This window comes from Methanomethylovorans sp. (assembly GCF_041305605.1).
In the GTDB taxonomy this organism is placed as follows: domain Archaea; phylum Halobacteriota; class Methanosarcinia; order Methanosarcinales; family Methanosarcinaceae; genus Methanomethylovorans.
On the sequence record NZ_JBFYLB010000014.1, the window covers coordinates 1 to 6534 of the forward strand.

Consider the following 6534-nt stretch of genomic DNA (forward strand, 5'->3'; position numbering starts at 1 on the left):
GATGTTGCAAAAGAAGCAGGACTATACGATGCAAATTCCACAAGAACCTATGAACCCCTGGCATTTGTTGTCGGAGCAGGGCAAATGATCAGTGGTTTTGACAATGGGGTCCTGAATATGACCATAGGCGAGGAGAAAACCTTCAAACTTTCACCTGAAGAAGCTTATGGAGAATATAGCCAAGAATATCTGGTCCCGGTACCTAGGTCTGATCTGGAAAATGCGAGCATAGTACCGGAAATAGGTAAACAGGTAGGAACATTAATGGGAGTTGCAACCATAGTAAACATTACGGATAGTAATGTAACACTGGACTTTAATTCCCCGCTTGCAGGAAAGAACCTGACATTTGACGTTACTGTAATTTCTATAGAAAAGGGTAGTAAAGAGTAAAAACTTACTAGCCTTTCTTTTTTAGACACTTCGACATGCAAATATTTTAATATGTTCTGATTAATATAAATGTGCTTTTGTTATGAAACCGATTTATTCTTTTACAGAAAGTGTCTAAAATGGAAAAAGAAGAAAAAGTAATGATAGTATTGTTAATGATGGTACTTTTGTCCCTGTCTGTAGCTTACACGACTTTTTACCAGGGCGGGACACAGATACAGGAACTTAGCACCTCCTCAAAACCGGGAGAGAAAGTATATCTTGAAGGTACCGTGGTATCTGAACGCTTCACGAACACCGGTGGTCATTTGCTAATAGATGTAGAACATAGTTATGGAACCACAAAGGTCTTTGTTTCCAAGGATAAAGGAGCTCAGGAGATATCCTCTGTTATCTCTGAAAATAGCAAAGTACATGTGACCGGGGAAGTCCAGGAATATCAAGGTGGACTGGAAGTTGTAGTGCAGGATATCAGCGATGTCAAAGTGCTTTAACGACTAAAGAATATTACAGAGAAATGGGGTCCCGGCAAACATATATGTGAAAAGAACATCCTAAAATGTATGAAAGCGTGCATCATGTGTGGTGGAGAGGGAACCAGGCTTCGCCCTTTGACATTCGAACGACCTAAACCGAGCATACCCATACTCAACAAGCCTTCAGTAGTCCATCTTATTGAACACCTAGCAAATGAAGGATTCAATGATATTGTCATTACCCTTGGATATATGGCTGAGAAAATCGAAGAACAACTCGGAGACGGAAGGATCTATGGGGTTCACATCGATTATGTGTACGAGGACCAAAAGCTTGGCACTGCAGGCGGTGTGAAAAATGCCGAAAAGTACCTTAAGGGAGAACCTTTCCTTGTACTTGGAGGGGACCATGTGCTCAACCTTAACCTTCGTGAGTTGTATCGTTTCCATGAACGTATGAATGCCAAGGTCACGATCGCGCTTCTTTCGATCGATGATCCCAGGGAATTCGGTATTGCAGATATGGATGTAAATAACAGGATTCACCGTTTCCTGGAAAAACCTGGTCCCGGAGAAATATTCAGTAATCTTGCAAGTACAGGGATATATATGTGCGATCCCGATATCCTGGACATGATACCCGAAAAAAAGGTATACGACTTTGCTCGTGACCTTTTTCCAAAGCTCCTCAAAAATGAGGAAAGGATCAATGGTGTGCTTGCCAGAGGTAACTGGACAGACGTTGGTAGCCCTGCTGCTTACAGGCAGGCACAGCGCTGGATGCTGGCGGCGCTGCCAGGGACCATAATAGAAGGGCGCTTTACTACTAAGGATGCCCGTATAAATGGCCCCTTACACCTTGCCCACAATGTTTCCGTAGGTTCCAATTCGGCAATAGTAGGACCTATTATAATAGGTGAGAACACAGTGATCGGAGATAATGTGCTCGTCGGCCCCTATACTACCATTGGTTCCAATTGCACTATAGACAATGACAGCAGGATATTGTCATCCTACATTTTTAATGATGTAACCATCGGAAAGAACACTAATGTATCGGGTAGCATCATAGATAACCGCACAACAGTGGGAAACAACTGCAGTCTGGAGAATGGGACTGTGATCGGACCTGATGTAATAATAGGCGATGGAGCTACAGTACATTCTAATGTAAGGATCTGGCCAAAGCAAGAGATAAAAGAAGGAGTGAACGTAAAAGAAGATATTGTCAGCCACTTCTGACATCTTTTTTATTTCTGCCCTCGGGCTGTGCAAATATGAGCAAATTGAAGAAATGGATATTCATATCACTTCTCATCAGCCTTATATCAGGTGTTTTGGCAATAGCATTAACGTTTGATGCCAGTACTTTGGAAGCCATCATTCAGATCAAACGTGAATATATAATTCTGGCAGTGCTCTTGCACATATTCTCTTTATTTATACAAGGAATTCGGATCAAGTCGATGTGTGGGGCTTTGGGATATAAGATTAGCATAAAGAATGCCACAGCAATCGTAACTTCTAGCATGTTCATAGCAGCTATTACCCCTGCAGCGGTGGCCGGGGAACCTTTACGTGTACATCTGTTAAACCAAAGATCCATTCCTCTTGGAAAAGCAACAGCAGTGATCCTCGGAGAGAGATTGATGGATGCACTCCTTATACTATCACTTGCCCCCCTATCCTTATACGTTATGAGAGGGGTTTTGGCCAGCAGTGGTGCAAATGTAAGCATTGATGCAGCCCTTATAATGGGCGAGATAGTCCTGTTATGCCTGTTCTCAATATTAATATATGGACTATGGAAACCAAAACATACCCGTAAGGTCATGTATTTTCTTGTTCATCGTTTCACCCACTTATTTGGAAAAAAGAAAGAAACGATGCTGCCAAATATCCTGGAACGTGTTGACACAGAACTGGAACACTTGCACGACAGTGTCGCAATATTCGTGAAAGAAGGAAGAAAGGGCCTAGTATTAGGTATGGTATGTACTTTTTTTGTATGGGCATTGGATTTTTCGGTATTGCCAGTAATTCTCCTTGGACTGAACCAGCAGTTTCAGCCTCTTGTAGTTTATGCCTCCCAGATAATCCTAATGGTCATAATGGTAGTATCGATCACCCCGGGTGCCGGAGGAGTGGCCGAACTCGGTGCCTCGACACTATTCTCTTTTTTTGTAGGCTCTTCATTACTCGGAATTGTTGTTGTGGCATGGAGAGCCATCACATTCTACATGAACCTGGCAGTCGGGGGATTCGTAAGCCTGAAAATAATAAAAGATACCGATTACATCAAACGTATGTTCAAATGAAATAAACCAAGAGATTCATAGTTTTACATGTTCAAGAATTTCCGCGTTCAAACTTGTTTTACTGATCAGTTCCTGCGTATCCTTATAAGGCCTCTCTCTGAAGATCTTTGCGGCCATTACCTTACCCACGCCGGGCAATCTTTGCAAAAGGCCCAGCCCTGCATTATTGACATCAAGAGGATATGGTATTGCAGTTATAGAGCGGAATCCATGATCAATAACCGTTACGTCCATATAATGCCCGGTTTCCAGCTTTGCCGGAAGACCGATAAGTAAAGGATAGGAACCCATCTGGCGTCCGAAAGTAGTATTCCCGTCGTTTACTTCAAGTAATACGTTTCGCAGAATTGTTCCTGCAGGCACTACTTTTCGTAACATGGGAAGATCGATTTCCTTTCTCACTTTCTCTTTGTAACGCAGGAATTCTTTCTTATGCTTCTCCACTGCTGCATCATTCCCGAACATTGGAGTTCCCTGGAAAGCCATAACCTGCCTGATATTGATGCGGCGAAGCAACAACCCCGAATCGATAACCTTTCGAAGAAACTCGTAATTGAGCCTAAAGGTCTCCTTTGTCTCTCCCATCAAACCATGCACGAAATTCAGACCCGGAAGAAGCTCTGGCATGCCATTAGCTCCTCTTTTTGCCCCAATTTCATTCACAAGTCCTATAGCACTGAACATCTCATCTGGAGATACCTTAAGACCGTTCCTTCGTATCACTTCAGGATCAGCACTTTCCATACCCATGGCAGCCACATCTCCTGAAGTGTGATATTTGACTATAGTAGTAAGTATCTTCTTGCTTTCGTCAGGAAAAGCAGCTATTGTTGCAGGGTTGGCATTATCCATGTGCAATACCTGAAGATCAGGCGCCACTGAACGTACCCCCCTATAAAGGGATTCAATGGTCATAGGGTCAGGAATAGGCAAGTCACCCCCCTTGTCCTTTGCCTGGTAAGATAGCAGATCTGGCTGCCTGCCAATGCGGAAATGCCCGGCACCTTCTTCAGATAAAGCCTGAACTTCCAAAATCACATCATCCACTGGCCGATGGTCTGGTTTCCCATAGAAAGGTTCCGTGCAGAAAGAACAATGCTTCCTGCGCCCGCATCCCCTGTAAGTCTCAAGCTCGCACATAACATTAGGATAGTCCGGATGTTGCCTGATTATGAAAGCTCCTTTCTTTCCCCATCTTCCGATCTCCTGCACGGACCTGAAACGTTCCACTATATTTTCAGGATCTGCCAGTTTCCTATCGCTGAGCAAATCATACACGAATGCTTCCACATCAGCCCCGCAACAATGGGCATTTCCCAACCCGGACAAGCTGGATGCTGTTTTTCCACCCTCCGAACTGAAACCTAATCTTATGGGTCCACCTAGTACGACCTGACCTGTTGCAGTACGGCTAATGCTATGCAATTCCTGTAAGTTTATAGGTGTGGAACGAAGGTACTTTCCTGGCACTGTCATGCCGGCAATGATCACAACAAGGTCTGCTTCCCTGATGATCTTCTCATGATCCTTCGGGCTAAGTCTTATGCTGTCAATAGCCGAATAGAATATATCCTGCGCAGGAATGCCCTGCTCCCGCATTGCCCCTGCAAGGTATCTGATATAAGGAGAAATATAAGGAGGAACACCAAAACAGGCAGGTTCATCCACATAACCATCAATGATAAGCGCTTTCATTATTCCTCGGAAGATGTTCAACTGAAGCTTTCTGGCTACAGTCGAATTACTATGCATAAACCTGGTTGCCTATTTATATATCTTACACATTAAACCTATTGACTTTATAACCCAAGACCATGAGGTTATCATATGAGAAGCGATAAGACCAAAAAAGGAATAGAACGTGCACCCAACCGTTCCCTGCTCAGGGCAACAGGTCTGACAGATGCCGAAATGGAAAGACCCTTCATTGCAGTGGTCAACTCATGGACCGAACTGATACCAGGACACATTCACCTGGACAAGGTATCAGAAGCAGTAAAGGCTGGCATCCGGAGTGCAGGAGGTGTTCCTTTTGAATTCCATACCATTGGCATATGCGATGGGATAGCAATGGGCCATGAAGGAATGAAGTATTCCCTTCCAAGCCGCGAAGCTATTGAGGATTCAATCGAACTCGTACTCCAGGGACACCAGCTGGATGCAATGGTCATGATAACAGCATGTGACAAGATCACTCCGGGACATCTCATGGCTGCAGGCAGACTCGACATTCCCACCATCGTTGTGACCGGCGGTCCCATGATGCCAGGGTTTGTGGATGACGAGTACAGGGATCTTATATCGGTCTTTGAAGGAGTGGGAGCATGCCGCTCTGAGAAAATGGCCGATGATAAGCTCCAGCAACTTGAAGAATGTGCATGTTCAGGAGCCGGATCATGTGCAGGCATGTATACGGCCAACACCATGGCATGTATGACAGAAGCTCTTGGCCTGAGCCTTCCAGGCTGTGCTACAGCACATGCTGTGGATGCAAAGAAGATACGGCTGGCAAAAACCTCAGGTGAGCGTATCGTGGCCATGGTAAAGGAAGAACTCACCGCCCGCAAGATAGTCACCATGGATGCCTTTGAGAATGCCATCATGGTGGATATGGCAATTGGTGGAAGCACAAATACCACACTGCACCTGCCTGCCATTGCACACGCCTTTGGAATGCAGCTTACACTGGAGACTTTTGATAAGCTTAGCCGTACTACACCTCACATTACATCTCTGAAGCCCGGTGGAATAAACTATATGCTGGACTTTGACAGGGCCGGAGGAATACAGGCCATTATGCAGAAACTCAGAACGAAACTGCACCTTGATCAGATGACCGTTACAGGAAAAACTGTTAGTGAGAACCTGGATAATTTCGTGGTCCTTAACCCCAGGATGAATGCACAGGTCATTAAGACACTTGAGTCACCCTTCCACGAAGAGGGTGGAATTGCAGTACTTAAGGGGAGTCTTGCACCAGATGGTTCAGTGGTAAAACAGGCTGCAGTCAGTCCAAAAATGCTCAGGCACAGCGGTCCTGCAAAGGTCTTTGACAGTGAGGAGACTGCAATGTCAGCCATCATGGCTGGAAAAATAAAATCCGGTGATGTTGTTGTTATCCGCTATGAGGGACCAAAGGGTGGACCTGGAATGAGGGAAATGCTTTCCCCTACATCCGCAATTGCAGGAATGGGACTTATCGAATCAGTTGCTCTTGTTACCGATGGCAGATTCTCCGGTGGTACCCGTGGCCCATGTATCGGCCATGTATCTCCTGAAGCCCAGGAGGGTGGCCCCATTGCCCTGGTGCAGGACGGAGACATCATTGAGATCGATATCCCAGCGCG

6 protein-coding genes are annotated in these 6534 nt (G+C 45.1%); 5 read left to right on the forward strand and 1 reads right to left on the reverse strand.

The window, feature by feature from the left end:
• From ACCM36_RS00870 to ACCM36_RS00885, 4 genes are all read left to right on the forward strand, one after another.
• Positions 1-393, forward strand: a 393-nt coding sequence (locus ACCM36_RS00870; protein ID WP_370571809.1) for a peptidylprolyl isomerase, incomplete at its 5' end; no start/stop codon positions are given.
• A 119-nt stretch (positions 394-512) separates the two neighbouring features.
• Positions 513-887, forward strand: coding sequence for an OB-fold nucleic acid binding domain-containing protein (locus ACCM36_RS00875; protein ID WP_370571810.1), 375 nt, complete (start codon positions 513-515; stop codon positions 885-887).
• A gap of 69 nt (positions 888-956) precedes the next feature.
• The gene (locus ACCM36_RS00880) at positions 957-2111 is read left to right on the forward strand and encodes a sugar phosphate nucleotidyltransferase (RefSeq protein ID WP_370571811.1); all 1155 of its coding nucleotides are present in this window, start codon (positions 957-959) and stop codon (positions 2109-2111) included.
• A gap of 35 nt (positions 2112-2146) precedes the next feature.
• Entirely contained in the window at positions 2147-3187 is a 1041-nt protein-coding gene (locus ACCM36_RS00885) for a YbhN family protein (protein WP_370571812.1), read from the forward strand.
• Positions 3188-3202: 15 nt separating this feature from the next.
• On the opposite strand, the gene ACCM36_RS00890 is transcribed toward ACCM36_RS00885, so the two are convergent.
• Positions 3203-4882 (reverse strand): helix-hairpin-helix domain-containing protein, encoded by a 1680-nt coding sequence (locus tag ACCM36_RS00890; protein WP_370571813.1) that lies wholly within the window; start codon positions 4880-4882, stop codon positions 3203-3205.
• 132 nt (positions 4883-5014) lie between these two features.
• On the opposite strand from ACCM36_RS00890, the gene ilvD reads away from it, so the two are divergent.
• Positions 5015-6534: dihydroxy-acid dehydratase (ilvD, locus tag ACCM36_RS00895; RefSeq protein ID WP_370571814.1), on the forward strand; the 1520-nt coding region annotated here is incomplete at its 3' end.

Excerpts from the sequence above, each read along its gene's own strand:
- ACCM36_RS00885 (WP_370571812.1), top strand. The coding sequence starts at position 2,147 with ATGAGCAAATTGAAGAAATGGATATTCATATCACTTCTCATCAGCCTT.
- ACCM36_RS00875 (WP_370571810.1), top strand. The coding sequence starts at position 513 with ATGGAAAAAGAAGAAAAAGTAATGATAGTATTGTTAATGATGGTACTT.
- ACCM36_RS00880 (WP_370571811.1), top strand. The coding sequence starts at position 957 with ATGAAAGCGTGCATCATGTGTGGTGGAGAGGGAACCAGGCTTCGCCCT.
- ACCM36_RS00890 (WP_370571813.1), bottom strand. The coding sequence starts at position 4,882 with ATGAAAGCGCTTATCATTGATGGTTATGTGGATGAACCTGCCTGTTTT.